At 68.9% G+C, this 18,204-nt stretch carries 15 protein-coding genes and 1 pseudogene; 9 read left to right on the forward strand and 7 right to left on the reverse strand.

The genetic code is table 11. The annotated features are described in order from the left end of the window. The first annotated feature begins 154 nt into the window (after nt 1-154). Nucleotides 155-349 (forward strand): hypothetical protein, encoded by a 195-nt coding sequence (locus tag ACFY1L_RS53795; RefSeq protein ID WP_388842902.1) that lies wholly within the window; start codon nt 155-157, stop codon nt 347-349. Between the two features lie 203 nt (nt 350-552). Here ACFY1L_RS53795 and ACFY1L_RS53800 read toward each other — a convergent pair. Then, nucleotides 553-1,425 (reverse strand): annotated as a pseudogene (locus tag ACFY1L_RS53800) (helix-turn-helix transcriptional regulator). A gap of 321 nt (nt 1,426-1,746) precedes the next feature. Here ACFY1L_RS53800 and ACFY1L_RS53805 point away from each other — a divergent pair. The 5 genes from ACFY1L_RS53805 (at nt 1,747) to ACFY1L_RS53825 (ending at nt 6,121) form a co-directional block, all read left to right on the forward strand. Further along, a complete protein-coding gene (locus ACFY1L_RS53805) occupies nt 1,747-2,622 on the forward strand; it encodes a helix-turn-helix transcriptional regulator (protein WP_388842903.1) in 876 nt (291 codons plus the stop codon). A gap of 508 nt (nt 2,623-3,130) precedes the next feature. Further along, on the forward strand, nt 3,131-3,970 hold the full coding sequence (locus tag ACFY1L_RS53810) for an SDR family NAD(P)-dependent oxidoreductase (RefSeq protein WP_388842904.1): 840 nt from the start codon (nt 3,131-3,133) through the stop codon (nt 3,968-3,970). A 143-nt stretch (nt 3,971-4,113) separates the two neighbouring features. Further along, nucleotides 4,114-4,896 carry an SDR family oxidoreductase gene (locus tag ACFY1L_RS53815; RefSeq protein ID WP_388842905.1) on the forward strand — a complete coding sequence of 261 codons (783 nt, stop codon included), beginning with the start codon at nt 4,114-4,116 and terminating at the stop codon, nt 4,894-4,896. Nucleotides 4,897-5,535: 639 nt separating this feature from the next. After that, nucleotides 5,536-5,736 (forward strand): hypothetical protein, encoded by a 201-nt coding sequence (locus ACFY1L_RS53820; protein ID WP_388842906.1) that lies wholly within the window; start codon nt 5,536-5,538, stop codon nt 5,734-5,736. Between the two features lie 52 nt (nt 5,737-5,788). Continuing rightward, nucleotides 5,789-6,121: a hypothetical protein gene (locus ACFY1L_RS53825; protein WP_388842907.1), complete on the forward strand. Its 333-nt coding sequence runs from the start codon at nt 5,789-5,791 to the stop codon at nt 6,119-6,121. A gap of 47 nt (nt 6,122-6,168) precedes the next feature. On the opposite strand, the gene ACFY1L_RS53830 is transcribed toward ACFY1L_RS53825, so the two are convergent. Beyond that, on the reverse strand, nt 6,169-9,003 hold the full coding sequence (locus tag ACFY1L_RS53830) for a trehalase family glycosidase (protein WP_388842908.1): 2,835 nt from the start codon (nt 9,001-9,003) through the stop codon (nt 6,169-6,171). 408 nt (nt 9,004-9,411) lie between these two features. On the opposite strand from ACFY1L_RS53830, the gene ACFY1L_RS53835 reads away from it, so the two are divergent. Beyond that, nucleotides 9,412-11,286 (forward strand): glycoside hydrolase family 76 protein, encoded by a 1,875-nt coding sequence (locus ACFY1L_RS53835; protein WP_388842909.1) that lies wholly within the window; start codon nt 9,412-9,414, stop codon nt 11,284-11,286. A gap of 31 nt (nt 11,287-11,317) precedes the next feature. Here ACFY1L_RS53835 and ACFY1L_RS53840 read toward each other — a convergent pair whose 3' ends face one another. From ACFY1L_RS53840 to ACFY1L_RS53860, 5 genes are all read right to left on the reverse strand, one after another. Then, complete coding sequence (locus ACFY1L_RS53840) at nt 11,318-11,926, reverse strand: FG-GAP repeat domain-containing protein (RefSeq protein WP_388842910.1); 609 nt, start codon at nt 11,924-11,926, stop codon at nt 11,318-11,320. A gap of 234 nt (nt 11,927-12,160) precedes the next feature. After that, on the reverse strand, nt 12,161-12,595 hold the full coding sequence (locus tag ACFY1L_RS53845) for a carboxymuconolactone decarboxylase family protein (RefSeq protein WP_388842911.1): 435 nt from the start codon (nt 12,593-12,595) through the stop codon (nt 12,161-12,163). An 81-nt stretch (nt 12,596-12,676) separates the two neighbouring features. Further along, nucleotides 12,677-13,906, reverse strand: a complete 1,230-nt coding sequence (locus tag ACFY1L_RS53850; RefSeq protein WP_388842912.1) for an MFS transporter — start codon at nt 13,904-13,906, stop codon at nt 12,677-12,679. Between the two features lie 81 nt (nt 13,907-13,987). After that, nucleotides 13,988-15,379 (reverse strand): amidohydrolase family protein, encoded by a 1,392-nt coding sequence (locus ACFY1L_RS53855; protein ID WP_388842913.1) that lies wholly within the window; start codon nt 15,377-15,379, stop codon nt 13,988-13,990. Between the two features lie 202 nt (nt 15,380-15,581). Then, nucleotides 15,582-16,331, reverse strand: a complete 750-nt coding sequence (locus ACFY1L_RS53860) for an Atu4866 domain-containing protein (protein ID WP_388842914.1) — start codon at nt 16,329-16,331, stop codon at nt 15,582-15,584. 348 nt (nt 16,332-16,679) lie between these two features. Here ACFY1L_RS53860 and ACFY1L_RS53865 point away from each other — a divergent pair, with 348 nt between their 5' ends. Beyond that, complete coding sequence (locus ACFY1L_RS53865) at nt 16,680-16,964, forward strand: Atu4866 domain-containing protein (protein WP_388842915.1); 285 nt, start codon at nt 16,680-16,682, stop codon at nt 16,962-16,964. Nucleotides 16,965-17,361: 397 nt separating this feature from the next. Beyond that, complete coding sequence (locus tag ACFY1L_RS53870) at nt 17,362-18,204, forward strand: PhzF family phenazine biosynthesis protein (protein WP_388842916.1); 843 nt, start codon at nt 17,362-17,364, stop codon at nt 18,202-18,204.

The raw sequence follows: 18,204 nt of genomic DNA on the forward strand, positions 1-18,204 counted from the left end.
CGTTTGCCAGGAGAGTTTGGCGGTGTGTCAGCAGCTCCTGGTCACAGTCGCTCCGCCGACCGCGCGGCAGACATGCAGGTCGCGGCACAGACTCGCCCTTGGCGGCGAGCGGGTCACCTGTCACCATCAAGCCGTGGTCAACCTTTCGAAGATCGTGAGGCAGGCAGACGTCCTCCTCGACCTGATGGGCGTGGCGGTCGGCTCGATGCTGTTGGTGGTGGGCATCGAGATGTACCGCGACGGTGGATCGGTGGGCTGGCCCATAGCCGGATCAGTGCTGTTCCTGATCAACCTCTGGGTAGGCGGGCGTCGATTCGCCCGGCGCAGGAGGCCGACTCCGTTGCCGTAGCGGCACCCCGGCATTTCCCGCCCGCTGCCGCCGATCGGACACGTAGGGGACACAGGCGGCTGCCTGGGACCGTCAACGGTCAAGATCACTTGTCGAAGGTCATTGCCCGCTGGCACGTGATGTTCGAGGACCTGATGGGACGGATCGCGGGCCGCTTCGCGCGGGTCGAACCCTTGATGGCGTCACATGCTCATTGTTCGCCGCTACTGCTCGTTGACGGCGAGATCGGCGACGGGAGCGGCTGCCTGGGCCTGCTTCGACTGGGTGGCCATGGCCCTCAGCGTCTCGAAGGCGGCGGCCGTCGGGCCGGCCGGTTCGGCTTGATAGACCACCAGCTGCTGGTGCGGCGCGCCGTTGACCGTAAACGCCGCGAATTTGATGTGCAGGTCCCCGACCTGAGGGTGCTTGAGATGCTTGCCCTCTTGGGACTTGCCCTTCACATCGTGCAGCTGCCAGATCGCGGCGAACTCCTCGCTCTGGGCGGACAGTTCAGCCACGACTTCGGCGATGCGGGCCGATTCGGGGTCGTGTCCGTAGGCGGCCCTGATTTCGGCGACACAGGAGTGCGCGGCTCGTTCCCAGTCTTGGTAGAACTCGCGCCCGGCGGGGTCGACGAACACCATGCGGGCGAGGTTGTCGAACTTCTCGAACCCGCTGTGGAGGGCCGTGGCGAGGGAGTTGCCCGCCATGATGTCGAGGGCCGGGCCGACGACGAAGGCCGGTGTGTGCTCCCATCCGTCCATCAGCTGCAACAACTGCTGGCTGACGTCCGTCTCTCCCCAGTCCCGCGGGCGTTGCGAGGCGGTGAGGCAGAGGCGGTTGAGATGGTCGGCGGCCTCCGCGTCCAGTTTCAGCGCCTGCGCCACGGCGTCGAGGACCTACGGGGACGGGCTGCTTTCGCGTCCCTGTTCCAGCCTGATGTAGTAGTCGGAGCTGACTCCGGCGAGCAGTGCGACTTCCTCTCTGCGCAGTCCTGGAACCCGGCGTCGCCCGTGTTCGGGCAGACCGACGTCGTGTGGCTTCAGGGCTTCTCGGCGGGCTCGGAGGAAATCACCCAAAGGGGTCCCATTGCTCATGCGGCAAGACTAGATGCATTTCAGCAGACGAGAACTGTCAGGCGCACACTGTGGCACCACGTGGCGTTGCCTTCACGAAGGGTAGCCATCCGCCCTGTTGGGTGGGATTTTCCGGCCCCGGGACTCGCTGCGGAGGCTGAGCTGTCGGCAAGAGGGCAGCTGAGGGGCGCTGGCGACTCGTACGTCCCGCTCGCGAGGCACCCATCATGACGTGCCACGTTCCGTCACGTACTTTCCCGCGGAGGGGCACCCGCATTCCTGGGTGTAATGCACCCACCGTCGGCAGAACTTTGCCCGGTGTTTTCCGCCTACCTTGGCAGCATGGACAACGACACACACCCTGACCCGGTTGGAGGGCTGGGCCAGTTTCTCCGCTCCCGCAGAGAACGCCTCAGTCCTGTCGCAGCAGGATTGCCTGGCGCGGGCCGGCGAAAGGTGCCCGGCCTGCGGCGCGACGAGGTCGCGACACTCTCAGGTGTCAGCCTCAGCTACTACAGCCGACTCGAGCAGGGCCGTGAACTCAGCCCCTCCTCCCGGGTACTGGAGGCCCTTGCCCGCGCGCTGCAACTCGGGGACGAGGACAAGGGAGAGCTCTTCCGGCTGGCCCGGCCGACAGCCCGCCGTACGAAGTCCCCCTCCCGGGTCGAGCGGGTCCGCCCGCACCTGCGGCAACTGATCGAGAGCTGGACCAGGACGCCGGCCTTCATCATCGGGCACGCCCAGGACCTGCTGGCCACCAACGAGTTGGCCGATGCTCTCTACCGTGACTTCGCGCAGCACGACAACGTGCTGCGCATGCTCTTCCTGGACCCCGCGGCGAAGTCCTTCTACCGGAATCCGGAGCGGGCCCGGCATCGTGCGGTCGCCGACCTTCAGCAGGCCGCGGCCAGCACTCCGGAGGATCCCCGCATCCTGGAGCTCGTCGGTGAACTGTCGGTGCGCAGCGGCGAGTTCCGCTCCTTGTGGGCACGCGAGTACACCCGGGTCCCGCCCTACGACGTCAAGCAGGTGTACCACTCCGTCGTGGGAGATCTGGAGTTGCGGCACGAGGCCCTCACCATCCGCAGCGTCCCGGGACAGCAGCTCATCATCCTGCAGGCCGAACCGGGTTCCCCCTCCGCCGATGGACTGTCCCTGTTGGGCTCCCTCAGCGCACCCGAAGTACCTCACCAGCAGAATCCCGCACACGGTTCCTGAACCAGGAGACCGCCGGGAAATCGTCTCCGCCGGGACACGCATGTGCCCTGGCGGGCCCGGCACGTTTCACACCCCGGGGTGTTTTGCGTATTCCTCTCGGCGGCATCGGAAATTCCGGCCGGAAAATCACTGCTCTCCCACGTTTTCCGCGCGCTGGGATGCGGCAGCCTTGATCGCTTCCCGGTCCTTTCCGCGAACGCGCTAGTACGAGGGCGTCAGCTGCACGAGCATCTTTGCCGCAGCAGGCTGCCTGCGGACTCCAGCCAAGGTCCCAGGTGGGCGCAGCCCATGGCCGAAGGGCCCGAATACCGCCGTGGTTGATGGTCCTTGGCTTGTGGGAGCAGCCGATGCTCAGCCTTCGGTGCTTCGCCCGGACGTACGCCTCGTCTTCCTAGGTGTGGGACACCCAGGAAAGGCGCAGCCTTCATAGCTCTGTAGCCGACGGGCACACTCGAATACGTCAACAGGAAATCCCCGAAAAGGGGAACCGACGAAAGAGGTTTTCCCCATGGCTACCTGGTTTGTCACCGGCGCCTCCCGTGGAATCGGTGCGGAAATCGCCCGCGCCGCTCTGGCAGGGGGTGACAATGTTGTGGTCGCCGTACGGAACCCGGAACGCGTGCCGGACGATCTGAAGAATTCCGACAAGGTCTTCGCGGTCGCCCTGGACGTCACGGACAACGACACCATCCCGCAGGCGGTCGAGGCCGCCGTGGACCGGTTCGGCGGCATCGACGTGCTGGTGAACAACGCCGGCCGCGGCCTGCTCGGCGCGCTGGAGGAGATCACCGACGCGGAAGCCCGCTCGCTGTTCGACCTCAACGTCTTCGGCCTGATCAACGTCACCCGCGCCGTGCTGCCCGTCATGCGCAAGCAGGGCTCTGGCCGGCTGGTGCACATCGGTTCCCGCTCCGGTTTCGAGGGCGAGCCCGGTGTCAGCCTGTACTGCGCGTCGAAGTTCGCCGTCGCCGGCATCAGCGAAGCGCTCTCCGCCGAGATGGCCCCGTTCGGGATCCAGTCGATGGTCGTCGAGCCGGGCGTCTTCCGCACCGACTTCCTCGACGCCAGCTCCCTGTCGGTCGCCGCGAACCGCATCTCCGACTACGACGACACCCCCGCCCACGTGACGCTGGACTGGATCGACCGGGCCAACCACGCCCAGCTCGGCGACCCCGTCAAGGGCGCCGTGCTCATCGTCGAGGTCGCCTCCACCGAGAAGCTGCCCACCCATCTCTACCTCGGGCGCGACACCCTCGAGCGGCTGGACGTCAAGCACCAGCAGGTGCAGGAGGACCTCGCCCCGTGGCGCGAGAAGTCCGCCGCCACCGCGCACGACGACGCCGCCTGACACACCGCCGGGCGCCCTCGCAGTCCAGGCGCCCGGCGCTCTCTCAAACAGCTTGGCCGGGCCGGAAGACCTGGCCTGGCCGGGCACCGCACCACCGACCGATCCGGCTCCCCCCACCATCCGATCAAAGAGATTGAGGTTTTGTGATGTCTGCTGCTCTGCTCACCGGCACCCCCCTGGCCGGCCGTGTCGCCGTCGTCTCCGGCGCCTCCAGCGGCATGGGCGCCGTCACCGCCCAACGCCTCGCCGAACTCGGCGCCACCGTGGTCGTGCTGGCCCGGCGCAAGGAGCGCCTCGACAGCCTGGTAAAGACCATCGAGGCCGGTGGCGGCACGGCGCTCGCCCTGGCCGTCGACGTCACCGACCGCGCCGCCGTCCAGACCGCCGCCGACCAGGTGGCCGCCCGCTTCGGCAAGGCCGACCTCGTGTTCAACAACGCCGGCGTCCAGCTCATCTCCGGAATCGAGGAGCTCAAGGTCGACGACTGGCAGCGCCAGATCGACCTCAACATCAGCGGCCTGATGAACGTCATCGCCGCGTTCCTCCCGCACCTGACCGACTCCGCCGCCCAGGGCAGGCCCGCCGACCTGATCAACACCTCGTCCATCGCGGCCACCCGCATCCTGGCGAAGTTCTCCATCTACTCCGGCACCAAGGCCTACATCAGCCACCTCACCCGGCTGCTCCGCGTCGAACTCGGTCCCAAGATGGTCCGCGTGGCCACCATCGAACCCGGCATGGTCGACACCGAACTCCCCGATCACGTCACCGACCCCGACGCCTCCAAGCTGATGGCCGACCTCATCCACGACATCGACTGCCTGCAGTCCGCCGACATCGCGGAAACCGTCGCTTTCATGGCCGCCGTCCCGCGTCACGTCAACCTCACCGAGATCACCGTCATGCCCACTGCCCAGGCCATCTGAAGTCCGTCCCGTCATGGCGGGGTGGGAACAGCCGAGTGCTGTTCCCACCCCGCCATGACGGGATTGGTCGACACGACAGCGATGGCGTTCGAGACCGCCGACGCGATACGCGTGGGCGACGGAAGGATCACCAAATTCCGTTCGTTCCGTCTGCGAGCGACGCAACGGTGGCGCGTTGTGGACGGCAGGCCCCGGCGCCCACGCCGTCTGAGCTCCGGGCCATGCGCGTATTGCTCTTGGAAGTCGATCCCGAGCTGGGGACCCCGAAAACACGACCAAGCACCGGCCGGTGTTCCGCGCAGCCTCACCTGGCGAGGTGATCAGCCCCAATCTGACTCGACAAGATCGCCACTGTCTACGACCTGGCCGACCCCGACGAGCTGCTCGCCACCGCCTTCCCGGGCACCTTCTATCCCGAGGACTCATGGCAGGAGACATGGAGTTCGGCGGTGCCGAACTGGCCCTGGCCGCACAGCGACTCGGAGACGACCGGGAGAGCGACAGGGCCGACGACGCGGCCCGCTGGGCCAGGGCCTCGAACACAAGCTGGCCAACCTCAGGGGCAGCCACGACGGAAAGGGCGCCATCCTGCGGGGCGCTGTACTCAACGGCCCCAACGCCGCCTCGAAGCAGGAGGAGTTGAACAGTTTCCCGACCACGAAGAAGTGCACCGCTGCCCCACCGTCAGGAGCCTGGACCGACTTCGACGGCAGGGGCGCACGGTACGTCGTCGACGTGGGCGCCTGGCAGACCGTGGAACCCGCACTGGACTTCACCACGACGTCACTGCTGGCCTTCGCCCTGACCGCACAGAGCGGCAGCGAACAACCGAGTCTCTGAGACTCCTCAAGTCGCTTGGCACGCGCGGAACATGACCGTCACGCTGCTCCCCATGACGGGAATCACGGGACTGAGTAAGAAGAACAACTTCGTGCTGGCCGTCCGGGACTCGGACATGGTCGCGGCGGCTCTGCGTCAGGCACTGGCCGAGGCCTCGCCGGAGGAGCGCCCGGGCCTGGAACGCGCCGCCGCACTCGTAGAGTCCGCCGCCGCCACCGAAACCCAGCTGCGTGCCCGCTGGGTCCGCTCCCGGCTGACCGCCGTCGGCTTCACGTGGGACATCGCCTCGATCGCGGCGGTGAAGGCCCTGCGCCAGGCCGAACCGAAACTGAGCCTGCTGGCGGCGGTGCAACTGCAGAAGGAGGCGGCGGCCCATCCGGAGTGATCCGGCACGCCGCGATGGACCACCGTCCCGGCCTCTCCTGACACTCCTCAGGGAGTGAGGTAACAGCCCTTCCGCACGCCGGGCAGCGGATCGGTGCCGAATGCCGCAGTCGTGCAGCCGGTGCCGCCGGTGAACGACTTGTACACGAAGCTGCCCCGTGCACCGTAGGCGACGGTCCGCTGTCCGCTGAAGGCGCACGTCGCCGCCTCGTCCGAGCAGGCGGTGGCGTAGCCGGCCGGGCCGCCGGTGGCGGAGTAGCAGGCCTTCGACTCGCCGGGGATCGGGTCGCCGAACGTGGCGTCCGTGCACGGGGTGTCGCCCGTGGCCTTGAGCGTGGTGAACGCTCCGAAGGCGCCGTACATCACCGGCTGTCCTGCCGCGGCCGAGCAAGTACCGTTCTGGGAAGCGCACTTGGTCCAGCCTCCGGGCGGGCCCCCGTCGGGCGGCAGATAGCAGGACTTGGCGACGCCGTCGATGGGATCACCGAAGTGGGCGTTGGTGCAGGCGACTGAGCCGTTGGTGACCTGGTGGGCGAAGTTGCCGTTGGCGCCGTAGGCGACGTCGCGGTTGTATCCGGGCACGGCGCAGGTGCCGCCCTCGGCCGCGCAGACGGTGTATCCGGGCGGGCCGCCAGCGTCGGCGACGTAGCAGGACTTGAGGAGATTCGCCGCCGGGTCGCCGCCGAAGGAGGCGTTGGTGCAGGCAGTACTGCCGGTCGCCGTCTTGTACGTGTACGACCCCGCCCCGTAGGCCACCGCACGGGTGCCGCTGAAGGAGCACGTACCGCCCTCGCCCGCGCACCGGGTGAAGCCCGCGCGCAGGGCGCCGGTACCGGGTTCGGCGGGTGCCGGCGGATTGCCCAGTCCGGTGGCGTTCACGGTGTAGCTGCCCGGGGCGACGCCGGTCAGGTAGACGTAGGTGTCGTCCTGGTTCGCGCCGGTGATGCCGGAGGTGGGCGTGAAGGCTCCATTGCTCCATACGACGTTGCCGTTCACGGACACTGTGATGTTGCCGCCGCCGAACTTCGGGACTCCGATACGGCCTGTGGTCCCGGCCGCGCTGGTGAGCTGCGCCGCGTACGTGCCGGCGGCGGGCACACGGGACCAGGAGGCGTTGACGGCCCCCTGCGGCATGGTGATGCGGCCCTCGGCGCTGGTCAGATCGCCGGGATGCGGGACGAAGCGGTACGCGCCGGTCGCCGACACCGGTGCCGTGCCGAGCACGTCGAAGGTGAGCGTGGAGGTGGGCGCGGTGGACCAGCCATGGGCCAGGCTCATGAACGAACCGCCGTAGGCGAGGCCGCCGTCGGCCTTGATGCCCTCCCAGAAGGTGCTCTTGGTGCCGATGTCGCTGTTCAGCATGTGGCCCCAGGTGCGGCGGATCTGTGCGAGGGCGGTGTAGTCGTCGTTGGCGGTGAAGTGGGCGTTCAGCTCCATTCCGCCGGCGAAGGGCGAGACGTTGCCGCCCCACTCGGGGGTGGTGGGACCGTAGCTGCCCCAGCGGGTCGCGAGTTGGCTGACAACGCTGCGCGACTTCGCGGTGGAGTCGGTGAGTCCGTACCAGACGGCGAGCGAGTTGCCGTCCTGCGGGTAAAGGCCGCTGGTCGGGTTGTCCTTGTACATGCCCTTCGAGGCGTCCCACAGACGGGAGTTGGCCGCGGACTTGACGGCGGCCGCCTTGTCGGCCCAGCTTGCGGCGAGCGCGCTGTCACCCTCGACTGTGGCCAGGGCGGCTCCGCCCTTGAGCGCGGCGTACAGCAGCGCGTTGGCGGAGATGTTCTCTCCGCCCTGGCCGACCCGGGCCCAGTCCTGGGTGCGGGTCACGTTGAGGAGGTTGTTGCCGTCGATCTTGTTGATGATGAAGGCCATCCCGTGCTTGTAGTCGGCCCATTGGGAGTCCAGCCACGCCCGGTCGGCCGAGTAGGTGTAGTACGTGGCCGTGCCCAGCAGCGTCCAGGTGTGGTACGTGTCCGACCCGGTGAGGTTGAACGGCGGGCCCGACCAGGGGATTTCGCCCTCTGCCGACTGTGCGTCGTACATGGTGGTGAGCGCGTTGCGGGTCGAGGTGAGGCCGCCCGAGTACGCGTACTGCGTGGGTACGGCGATGCCCAGGTCACCGGGCCACACCGTACGGTCGCGCTTGGCCCCGTCGACCAGGACGGAGTCGCCCACGCCGACGGTGGCGCCGTTGTCCCAGTCCGTGGTCGGCGGGGGCCAGGCGCGGCCCTGGTCGGAGGCAATCGTGTTGAGCTGCACGGTGTAGGCCCCGGCGTACCAGATGCGGTTGAGCAGATCGTCGCTGGAGTGGAAGTAGTTGGCGTAGTCGGCCGGGTTGGTCTTCCCCGGAGCCGCGGTGAAGCCGAGACTGACGTCCTTGAGGTCCACCCAGCCCGAGGTGTCGAGAAAGACCGTCAAGTAGCGAAATCCGCCCCGGAGTTGGGCGGTGGGCACCGTGTAGGTGCCGTTGGCGGAGGCCGTGGTGTACAGGGCCCCGTCCTCGCCGTCGCGACCGCTGCTCCGGTCGCTGTTGGTGCCCGCGTACAGGGACGACTCGCTGAAGGCCAGGCCGACTCGCTGGCCACTGTCGCTGGTGCTGCCGAAAAACAACGTTGTCAGACCGCCGACCTCCTTGCCGAAGTCGAGAGTGATGGCCGACCGAGAGCCGGAGATCCGCGTCGGCAGTCCGCTGAGGACGTTCTGCGGGTTCGCGACGCTGCCCGACGTGGAGTACACGGCGGTCGGCTTCAGAGTGCGGGAGGTGGGCGAGTAGTTCAGGGCGTCAAGGGCCGCCTCGTGGGCGCCCGTTGCGGTCGGCGCGGTGTCGGCCGACGCCGCGGGACCTGTGGTCAGCACAGCGGCCGCGACCATGGTGAGGCTGAGCAAGTGGTACCGACCTGGCGATCTGCTCAGCGGGGAACGACGATGCATGGAACCTCCCGGGACGGGTGCGGGAACACGGAAACGCGATGTCTGAAACGATTCAAAATCGTGGCCTACGAGACCCAGTGCCCGATCGGACAGTTGGGATGCGCGAGGAACTTCGCTGAAGTTCCACCGATGATGGGCGGGCGAAATCGGAGTGTCAACCCGTCGCCGCCACTGCGAACTTCCGTGCGACGGGCTCCCGTTGAGGCGTTGACGAGGACATTGACAGGGCCTCGCCAAGCCGGTTCACTGCCTCGGAGGCAGGTATGGACCAGTGCTTGATTTCGGCCCGACTCGACATGAGTCGTCGGCCTCGGCCGCGCTTGCCGACCGGCATCCCCCATCGTGAAATCGAGGCGAGTTCCGGTGTCCTTGCGCAGTGCCGACATCGTTGCCAGAACGCGAGCACGATCACGACTCCTCGGCATTCTGCTGGCGGCCGCTCTCGTGTGCCTGGCACTGGTCCCGGCGGCGACGCCTGCGGCCGCCGCCACCCAGGTGTGCGTACTGGCCTGTGACACGCTGGACCCCGCACAGGCCCGGCAGGAGAGCTTCCCGGTGCCGGACAGGGACCTGGGCGGCCGTCGCCTCCAACTGCACGTGTCCGACGCGGACGACATGGCCTGGGCCAGCATCGACGACGGCGTGACCGGCGATTCGGTGTGGCTGGACCGCTCCTGGGACGGCGGCGCCACCTGGGAAGGACTGCTCGGCAAGGCGAGCATCCCGGGTACCTGGGCCGGTACCAGGACGCTGATGTACAACATCACCGATCCGCGCAACCACAGACGCGGTCTCGTGCGGGCCTGCGGCGATGCCGCAGGCGTCGGCTGCACGAACTGGGTCTACCCCACAGTCTGCGACATGCTGTGCGACGGCACCGATGCCGGCCAGGCGGCCGGAGACGACCAGCCGGTGCCGTCGACCACCCTCTACGGCCGCGCGATCCGGCTGCACGTCGACCAGAAGAACTCCATGGCCTGGGCGAGCATCGACACCGGTGGCGCCGGCGACGAGATCTGGCTGGACCGCTCCTGGGACGGCGGCGCGACCTGGCCGGGCGGCTCCTCACTCGGCCGCACCAGCACCCCGTCCGGGGCCACCGGCACCCGAACCGCGATGTACGCCACCCGCGACCCGCGCGGTCTCCTCTACGGCGGCGCGGTCCGCGCCTGTGGCCGGGAAGCCAGCCACCAGGAAGGCAGCTGCACCGCGTGGGTAAGGCCCGCACCAAGCAGGGCGCGCGCGGCGGCGGACGCGCTGATGACCTCGTACGACCCCTACAACGGCTGGTGGCCCAGCAGTTGGTGGAACTCCGCCGCCACCCTCACCTCCCTCATCGACTTCGCGAAGACCACCGGCACGCACGACTACGACTGGGCCATCGCGCGTACCTTCGAGCAGAACAGGGGCGTCTTCGCCGCCGGTGTGCGCAGCTCGGACCCGATCGAGGGCGATTTCATCAGCCGTTCCATCGACGACTCGGGCTGGTGGGCCATCGCCTGGCTCGACGCGTACGACTACACCGGCGACGCCCGCTATCTCAACGAGGCAGTGACCATTGCCAATTACGTGCAGCAGTACTGGGACCCCGGCTCCTGCGGTGGCGGCGTGTGGTGGGACCGGGAGCGGACGTACAAGAATGCGGTGACGAACGGGCAGTACCTCTGGCTGACCACGGCCCTGCATCAGCGCATCCCGGGCGACACGGCGTGGCTCCAGCGGGCCAAGACGTCCGCCGCCTGGTACCAGGCCAGCGGGTTGATCAACTCCTCGGGGCTGGTGAACGACGGACTGAACTCGTCCTGCGCCAACAACGGCAGCACCGTGTGGAGTTACAACCAGGGACTGGCCATTGGCGGCTTCACCGAACTGTGGAAGACGACCGGGGACAGCTCGCTGCTGACCACCGCACGCACCCTGGCCGACGCCGCCGTCGGCAGTCCGGCGCTGACCACCGGCGGAGTGCTCACTGAGTCCTGCGACATCGGCTCGGCGTCCTGCGACGACAACCAGAAGCAGTTCAAGGGCATCTTCATGCGGAACTTCGCCGACCTCGCGCAGGCCACCGGCTCCAGCACTTACCGGAGTTACGTCCAGAAGCAGGCGGACACCCTATGGGCGCAGGACCGCAGCTCACTCAACGCCCTCGGTGAACGCTGGGCCGGCGCGGGCCCCAACCAGACCGACTGGCGTACCCAGGCAAGCGCCCTCGGAGCGCTCACCGCCGCCGCGGGCTGAGCGGGAGGCCGCTGCACGTACCAGTACCAGTTCAGCCCTGGCTTCCGGCTTTTGCGCACTCCGAGTAGAACGTGCGCAGGCCGGAGCCGGGCATGTTGCTCGGGGTCTCGTCATCGGTCTGGTCGGCGTAGACGCTGTACTTGTTCGTGTCGGCGGTCCTGTCGGCGAGTCCCGTGTCACCGTCGCCGAGGCGCGCCTCCGTCTGATAGACGCCGTCGCCGGCGTAGGCGAACACGGCCAGGTCGGGGTGGGAGTCGTGATCGTAGTCGGCCACGGCGATGCCACGTGTCTCCCCGAGGTCGAGATGCCGGGTGTGCTGTCCCCGGCCGGAGGCCGAGAAGGGGCCTGACACCAGCTCCGCCACGGTCGGCTCGATCGGGTCGTCTCCCTGTTTCTGCCCGGTGGCCACGACGACCAGGTCGCTCCAGCCGTCGCCGTCGAAATCGGCCACCGCCGCGAGCACATCCTTCTCGTCGGCACCGGAGCTGTCGACCAGCTTCCGCACCCCGACCGGCGTGCCATAGCCCTCCTTCTTGCCGAAGGACACGGTCAGTTGAGCACCGATGTGGGAGGGGTCGGACACGCGGTCTGTGAGGCCGTCGCCGTCGATGTCGGCCAGCAGATTCCCCGACGGCGTCACGCACGAGGGGACCGAGGGTCTGCCCGTGGGACGTGAAGGTGCACCTGCGACGGACTCACCGCAGGCACCGAGCAGGGCCGCGGCTGCCGCCAAGACGGCCGCCTGCCTCAACAGCCGCGCACGCCCGCTCGGATGGCTCACTATTTGCATGACGGTGACAAGCACCTTTCAATCAACAGGGATGATCGGCTGAAGCTCCGAGCGTAGGCGGCGACGGCGTCGGCCACGGCGTTCTCAGGAGCAGCGTTCCTGGGAGTCCGGCTGGGCCGGTATGCCTCGCTCGGTGAAGACCTTCTTGGCGACGAAGGTGGCGTTGAGGGCCTTGGGCATGCCGCAGTAGACGGCGGCGTGCAGCAGCGCCTCGACGATCTCGTCGGGCTTCAGGCCGACGTTGAGGGCTGCGTTGATGTGGACGTCGAGCTGCGGCTCGCAGCCGCCCAGGGCTGTCAGCATGCCCAGGGTGACCAGTTGGCGGTCCCGTGGGGCCAGTTGTGGGCGGTTGTACATTTCGCCGAATGCCCAGGCGACCACCTGGTGTCCCAGCTCGGGGGAGATGTCGGCCAGCGAGTCGATGACCTTCTGTCCGCTCTCGCCGTCGATGCTCGACAGTACGGCCATGCCGTGGTCGAAACGCTCCTGTCGGTCCTTCGCGCTGTCGTGGGTGCTCATGGCTCCACTTCCTCTTCCTGCCGTCAGGCGGCCTGTGCGTTGATGCGCGGGTCGTGGTGTCCCCTCGGGAGGGGCACGGGGTCATTCGGCGCGGTGGTGGCGGAGCGCGGGCAGGGCCAGGAGGACGCCCAGGACGAGCGCGGCGGCGACTACACGCAGGATGCCGCCGAAGCCCAGGCCGGTCAGCGCGCCGGTGAGCTGCGGACCCAGGCTGGCGCCGATGAACATGCTGCATCCGTAGAGGGCGACGGCCGCACCGCGTGCGTGCGGGGCGCCTGCGTTGATGGTCTCGACGGCGGCGGGTGCCGCTGCCGCGACGGCAGCCACGAACAGCAGCAGGGCGATGGCCAGCAGCACAGTGTGCCCGCCGAGGAAGGAGCCGGCCGTGACGGTGAGGGCGGCCAGCGCAAAGGCGAGGACCGCGCGCAGGGGGGCGGCCAGGCGCTGGAGCACGGGGGCGAGCACCGGGACGGCGACCAGGGCTGGCAGCGCGCTGGCCCGCAGAGCCAGGATCGCGGAGGAGTTCCCGGCGATGCCGGCCGGCCCGGCGATGGCCACCGCGGTGTAGACGGCGACGAAGGCGGACATCAGGGCCACGGTCGACAGGTACAGGGCGACCAGACGAGGTCGGCGCAGCAGTCGCGGCATCGCCGCGAACGCCTGGCGCAGCCCGCCGCCGGTGCCGTGGCGGAGGGTGGGCCGCAGCACGCGGCGCACCGGGATCAGGCTCAGGGCCATCAGCACGGCACTGATCCAGAAGACCGCGCGCCAGCCGAGCCCGGCCGCGACGGCTTGGGCGCCGATCTGCAGGAGCACGGCAGCGGCGAACATGCCGCTGGTGATGCAGGTCAGGACGGTGCCGCGGCGCTGTGGCGCGATGTGGTGGACGGCGTAGGAGATCGCGGAGGGCGCGAAGGTCGCGGTAGCCAGTCCTTGCACGCTGCGCAGGACGATGGCCGTGGGGAGGTCGGGGGCGGCGCTGACCGCCAGGGTGGCTGCCGTGGCGGCCACGAGCCCGGCGGTGATCACGGCACGCGATCCGTAGCGGTCCGAGAGGGGACCGGCGAGGAGGAATCCCGTTGCGTAGGCGAAGCCGAACGCGGTCGCGGTCCAGGTGACCTGCTCCGGTGTGGTGCCGAACGCGGTGGCCATGGGGTGCAGCAGGGCCAGGACGGTGTACATCTGGCCGACCATCAGGACGCCGAGTGCGGTCAGCAGGGCGATGGTCGGCGCGGCGGGTGCCCAGGTCGGCGGTTGGTCCGGTGTGCTGGTCCGGGCTGTGTGCCGGAGGGGCGCGGTGGGGTGGGACATGGGAACTCCGGGTGGGTGCCCCCGGCCGGGGGAGGTGCGGCCGGGGGACTGCGGCGAAGGGGTGTTCAATCGCTGGGATGTTCAGGCAGCCGGGGTGTGCAGCACGTACTCGCGCGAGCCGTGCACCTCGCCGCGCAGGGCCGCCAGGTTGACGTCGAGGACGTGTCCGTCCCATTTGCGGGGCTCGCCGTTGATGAGGACGGCGCTGATGTTGCGGGCGTCGGAGCCCAGCACGACGGTGCCGATCGGGTCGTTGAGCGGCATGTTGTTGAGGTCCTCGGCCTGGATGACCAGCAGGTCGGCCTTCTTGCCCGGGGTGAGTGAGCCGGTGACGCCGGCCAGGCCGTTGGTGTGGGCGCCCTGGAGGGTGGCGAAGTCGAGGACGTCGTGGGTGGTGATGCGGGAGGGCTGCTGGTCGGTGCCGTAGGCGGCGTTGACCGCGCGCATCCGCTGGATGGCGTGCAGGGCTCGCATCTGCGTGAACATGTCGCTGGCCAGGGCGACTTCGACGTCGATGCTGAGTCCGGGGCGGATGCCGACGGCGAGTGCCTCGTCGACGGCGGGGATCGCGGTCTCCAGGCCGATCTGGGCGTCGGAGGTGGGGGCGAGAGCCACGGTGGTGCCGCTCTCTCCCATTGCCTTCCACGCCTCGGGGGTCAGCCCGGTGGAGTGGATGAGGGTGACGTCGGGGCTGAGAATGCCGTCCTTGGCCCAGCGCAGGACCGCCTCGGAGCCGGATGTGCCGAACACAGCGTCCACACTCACCCCGATACCCAGCTCCCTTGCGGCGCGGGCGAGTTCGGGACCGTAGGCGAGCGCCGGTCCGGCGATCTCGTCGGTGGCCAGGGTCGCCAGACGCAGGGTGAGCAGCTGGTCGTCGCTGCTGAAGTACTGGTCCTTGAGGCGGGTCAGGTCGCCGGGCCACTGGCGGTCCCACTCGCCGAAGTGCGGGCCCATGGAGGCGTGCACGCCGCGTATGCCGGTGTCGACGAGGGCCTCGATCGCGGCGTCGGAGTGCTCGCGGGTACGGGAGTTGTGGGAGAAGTCGAGCATCGTCGTGATGCCGCTGTCGATCGCGGTCAGGGCGGCCAGCCGGGTGCCGATGTACATGTCCTGGGGCCGGTAGACGGTGGCGTAGCCGGCCAGGGTGGCCATGACGTAGCCGCCGAGGTCGTCGACGTCCGGCATGATCCGGCGCAACTGGGCCTCCCAGGCGTGCCGGTGGGTGTCGACGAAGCCGGGGGTGAGGATCGTGCCGGTGGCGTCGACGACCACGGCATCGCCCGCGTCGAGGCCGCGGCCGACGGCGCTGATGGTCTCGCCCTCGACGAGGAGGTCGCCGCCGTCGATGACGCCGAGGTCGGGGTCCATGGTGACGATGGTCGCGCCGGTGAACAGGACGCGCCGGCGGTCGGCGGGTCGGCGCCGGAGCTCTTCGAGCACGGCGGCGCTAGTGGTGTCGTTGACGTTCATGAGAGGTCTTCTTTCGGTACGGCGGAGAGGGCCGGGAGGTTGGGCCGTCCGCTGCAGAGGGCGGGGAGGGTGGGTCGCTGGGGGAGGGCCAAGGCTGCTCGAACACCAGCCTCGGCCGCGCCGGTTGCGGCAACCAGGCCGCGGTTTCCCCAGGTGTCGCGCACCCAGGATCGAGACCGTGGGGGCGCCGACCAGGGGCAGGTCAGCCGAGCTTCATGACGTAGCCCGCATGGTGCAGTTCGTCGCCCTGGAACTCTCCGTAGGCCCAGAAGCCGAGGTCGTCCAGGTAGTCGATGCGGTCGCCGTCGATCCAGTACCGGCCCTGGTAGGCGTGCGGGCGCCCGCCCCGGGTTTCGTCGTAGCGGCCGTCGGCAGTGAGCTCCTGGTGCAGGAAGTCGTTCCTGTCGATCCAGACGCCGACGCGCGGGCTGCCGGCCAGGTCCGCGGCGGCCGGGATGCCCGCCTCGGGAGCGGTGGCCCGGCCGGGGACGTCGGTACCGGCCCACAGGACCGGCCGACCGGCCGCGACGAGTGCGCGGACCTGCTCCGGCGAGGTCAGGAGCGCGGCCACGGCGCTCGGCACGTCGGCCGCAAACTCGTCGGGCACCACCAGGAAGTCGGGGGTGTTGCCCGGGGTCAGCGTCGCGACGTACTCCGAGCGGTGGCCGCGGCCGCCGGCCAGCGCCACGGTGTCCACGACGGCGGGGGCGATGGTCAAACCGGTGCAGTCGACGACGATGGCGTTGTCGTCCCCTGCCGCGGTGATGATGCCGGGGCCGACCCCCACGACCAGGGAGCCGACGAACAGGAGGTCGGCGCCGGTCATGGTCCCGATCAGCGGGTCCATCGTCAGGATGCGGGCGTTGGTGAACAGGACGGGCCGCCCCTCGCCGTTCGAGAGGATCTCGTCGAGGGCCTCGGGGTCCCAGCGCACGGTGCCAGTGACGCTCATTGTGTGCTCCTTGGTGGAGTCGCCTCGTCGGTGTGGCCGATACGCGAAGTGAGCGCCGGTGCGGGTCCGAGGCGAGTGTCTGGCGGCTACGTCGGCCGCCTGACCACCAGGTTCGTCGCGCGGTGGAATCGGAACCAGGCCGCCGTTATCCCAGGTGTCGGGCACCCACGATCCGTCCCGGCGCGTACGACGGAGCAGGCGTGGGGCGGTCTCGCACGACCCGCCCCGCTGCCCGTACCGCACCAAGAGACCCGTCGCTCGCGATGCTGGGTGCGCGGCACCCAGGAAGCTCTCACCTGGGAAGACGGCGGCCTGGTTGTCGCGGTCTGCCGGGTCGACCGTAGAGCCATGACCAACAACGACACGCCCCGCGCCTCACACCCGTACATCGGAATGTGGGTGACCGCGGACGGATTCATCCGCCAGGAACTGCTGCCCAACGGCCGCTACGACGAGGCCCGTGGCAACCGCCGCAGCGCCTACACCGGCAGCTACACCGTCACCGGCGACCACATCGACTACATCGACGACACCGGCTTCACCGCCACCGGCGACGTTCGCGACGGCGTTCTCTTCCACGAACACCTGGTCCTCTACCGCGAGGGCGTCGAGCACACCCGGCGGGAACGCTGACCAGTACCAAGATCCACATGTAGGTAACTGGCTCCGCCACCTTGCGTGCACACTCGGCAGCGGTCGACCATGGCCGGCGCATCGACCCGACCCCGCACTGATCGTGACCGAGACGAAGGCCGGTTCGGGGTGCAACTGTCAGAACTGACGCCGCCGCAGGGTCCGGGAACCTCCATGCCGGAGGGTATGCCGAAGTCCTCACCCTGCACACCGCCAACGCCGCCCGCTCCGCGGCGAGGAGAACCTGCAGGTCTTCCTCAGGTCCCGGCCAATCAATCCACTTGGTTGTGATTGGCCCTGTCCTGGCCGAGCGGGCGCCCGTTGGGATGGACCTGATTCCGCCGACGGGTGGGACGCGCGGAATCCGCTGCAGCTGCTGGAAAGGGCCTTGATGACCATGCCACGTACACGCTCGTTCGTGCAGGTCGACGTGTTTTCCACGAGCCCCTACTCCGGCAATCCGGTGGCGGTCGTCCTGGACGGGACGGACCTCAGCGATGAGGAGATGCAGCGTTTGGCACGTTGGACGAATCTGTCCGAGACCACGTTCGTCCTGCCTCCCACTGTCCCGGAGGCGGACTACCGGCTGCGGATCTTCACCCCGGGAGGCGAGCTGCCATTCGCCGGGCATCCCACCCTCGGCTCCGCGCGGGCCTGGCTGGACGGGGGCGGCATGCCACGGCACGCCGACCGTGTCGTGCAGGAGTGCGCCGCGGGCCTGGTCACCGTGCGCCGCTGTGAGGACACTCTGTCCTTTGCCGCCCCACCGCGTGTGCGTGACGGCGTGCTCGACGACAAGTATCTGGACCGGGTCGTGGCCGCATTCGGGATCACGCGTGACCGGGTTGTGGCTCATCAGTGGGTCGACAACGGTCCCGGCTGGGCCGTGGTCCAGTTGTCCACGGCGGAGGAGGTTCTCGCCCTCGAACCCGACTTCTCCCTCATCCCGGCCGCGATGGTCGGCGCGATCGGCGCCTACCCCGAGGGATCCGAGTACGGCTTCGAGATCCGTACCTTCGCCCCGGGCGCCGGGGTGCCCGAGGACCCTGCGTGCGGCAGCATGAACGCCGCCGTCGGGCAGTGGCTCATCTCCACCGGCGCCGCGCCCTCCGCCTACCGGGTCTCCCAGGGCGCGAGGCTGGGACGGGCCGCGAGGATCGAGATCGCCGCCGATGCGGACGGCACCGTCTGGGTCAGCGGTGCCGCCATCATCTGCATCCGCGGCACCATCACTCTCTGA

The organism is Streptomyces sp. NPDC001663 (assembly GCF_042893105.1).
Taxonomy (GTDB): Bacteria; Actinomycetota; Actinomycetes; order Streptomycetales; family Streptomycetaceae; genus Streptomyces.

What these genes read in the sequence shown, in the direction of transcription:
- ACFY1L_RS53805 (WP_388842903.1), top strand. Translation starts at nt 1,747, where the DNA reads ATGGACAACGACACACACCCTGACCCGGTTGGAGGGCTGGGCCAGTTT.
- ACFY1L_RS53810 (WP_388842904.1), top strand. Translation starts at nt 3,131, where the DNA reads ATGGCTACCTGGTTTGTCACCGGCGCCTCCCGTGGAATCGGTGCGGAA.
- ACFY1L_RS53825 (WP_388842907.1), top strand. Translation starts at nt 5,789, where the DNA reads ATGACGGGAATCACGGGACTGAGTAAGAAGAACAACTTCGTGCTGGCC.
- ACFY1L_RS53845 (WP_388842911.1), bottom strand. Translation starts at nt 12,595, where the DNA reads ATGAGCACCCACGACAGCGCGAAGGACCGACAGGAGCGTTTCGACCAC.
- ACFY1L_RS53850 (WP_388842912.1), bottom strand. Translation starts at nt 13,906, where the DNA reads ATGTCCCACCCCACCGCGCCCCTCCGGCACACAGCCCGGACCAGCACA.
- ACFY1L_RS53855 (WP_388842913.1), bottom strand. Translation starts at nt 15,379, where the DNA reads ATGAACGTCAACGACACCACTAGCGCCGCCGTGCTCGAAGAGCTCCGG.
- ACFY1L_RS53860 (WP_388842914.1), bottom strand. Translation starts at nt 16,331, where the DNA reads ATGAGCGTCACTGGCACCGTGCGCTGGGACCCCGAGGCCCTCGACGAG.
- ACFY1L_RS53865 (WP_388842915.1), top strand. Translation starts at nt 16,680, where the DNA reads ATGACCAACAACGACACGCCCCGCGCCTCACACCCGTACATCGGAATG.
- ACFY1L_RS53870 (WP_388842916.1), top strand. Translation starts at nt 17,362, where the DNA reads ATGCCACGTACACGCTCGTTCGTGCAGGTCGACGTGTTTTCCACGAGC.